General features: G+C 35.3%; 3 protein-coding genes. All 3 read right to left on the minus strand.

Annotated features, from left to right (window positions below):
* Positions 1-279, minus strand: a 279-nt coding sequence (locus ABD816_RS22120) for an RNA 2'-phosphotransferase (protein ID WP_344931089.1), incomplete at its 3' end; no start/stop codon positions are given.
* Positions 276-641 (minus strand): hypothetical protein, encoded by a 366-nt coding sequence (locus ABD816_RS22125; protein WP_344931090.1) that lies wholly within the window; start codon positions 639-641, stop codon positions 276-278. The genes ABD816_RS22125 and ABD816_RS22120, both read right to left, overlap by 4 nt.
* Before the next feature lies 1 nt (position 642).
* On the minus strand, positions 643-1,347 hold a 705-nt coding region (locus ABD816_RS22130), incomplete at its 5' end, for a hypothetical protein (protein ID WP_344931091.1).

Consider the following 1,347-nt stretch of genomic DNA (forward strand, 5'->3'; position numbering starts at 1 on the left):
TGGCTTTTGATTATCCTTTCTAAACTTACCATCTACCGAATGACCATAAATAGCACGGATATATTCTCCTTCTAATTCATGCCGTTTTTTCTCGGATTGATTGACCATATGTTGTAAGTCTTCTACTCTAAGGCTTTGCCATTCTGGATTCTTTTCTCCAAGAGACTTCAACAATAGATTGGTTTCTACCCAACCTTCATCATCTAAATTAAGATCATATTTCTCTGGGGCATGCCGTAAGGCATGGGATACCGTTTTACTTAATTCTACTAGATTCATTCTTCTATCTTTTGTAGGTCTTCTTCGAAGTAACGTCTAGTTTTCATGACTCCATTTACCTCTAAAAAGTAGAAGTACTCATTTTTATTTATATGGAAATGAATCTCCACTATCACACCGTAACCTAGTTTCCCTTTACTCGATAAGTATTTAACTTTTTCATATGGCTTGAACTTTAATTCAGAAGAAACAGTATAAAAAGCATTTAAAGGAACTTCGATTTCATCTCCATCAACATCAATCATTAACTTATCCCCTAAAGAACGTATACATTGGTGTGGTTTTTCCAAAGTTTCCAGAGGGAGGGTACGATCTACTTTCGTTCTGTTTATCCAACCTATTTTCCCTACAAAATACTCCATTTTAAAAACTCGTTACTTTAAACCCAGAGTCAAAAGAGTTTGTAGGCATCTTTTGCCTAAATATCTGTTCTGCCTGTTGCAAAACACTGTTTGAAGGCTTAAAATGACCCGAGTTATTATTTATTTCTAAAACACGACCATCTTTAAATCTGATCATTCCTGCACTTTTAACATTTGGATTGACACCTCCTATTAAAGTTGGATGTGGGTAGCTATTTGTTCCCCCACGACCACCTATTATAATATTATCAGACTCATCAATCACATACATTAATCCTTCGCCATTCACATTATCAGTATTAAGTACATTACCATTTGCATCCCTAATTTTCCCCGATTGAGCATTGATATTCATATCAGCTAGATTTTTTCTCGTTGTATTCTGAACATATCCTAGTGTAGCGTCATCAATTATTGGGGTTACATCTGGAGATAATTTCCTAGACCTATCAAGAGCATACATATCAAGATCAACTGCTTTTAGATTACCTGATTTATTACTTATGATTGACGATCCTTCTTCAAAAAATTCTAGTATTTGGGGATTGTCGTTTACCCTATCAAAGAAAGTCGGGTTTCTATCTTTAACTTTACCAAGCTTACTGTATAAATCATCACTCCAATTCTGGGTTTTGCTAAGTACATCTGGATGTCTTTTTATCGCATCTGGGATAGCATCCCCGAGATCAAACATTTTTCTCCACGC

Origin of the sequence: Aquimarina addita (assembly GCF_039539305.1) — a bacterium.
GTDB classification, from domain to species: domain Bacteria; phylum Bacteroidota; class Bacteroidia; order Flavobacteriales; family Flavobacteriaceae; genus Aquimarina; species Aquimarina addita.

Coding starts and splice junctions, on each gene's coding strand:
- ABD816_RS22125 (WP_344931090.1), bottom strand. CDS start 641: ATGGAGTATTTTGTAGGGAAAATAGGTTGGATAAACAGAACGAAAGTA.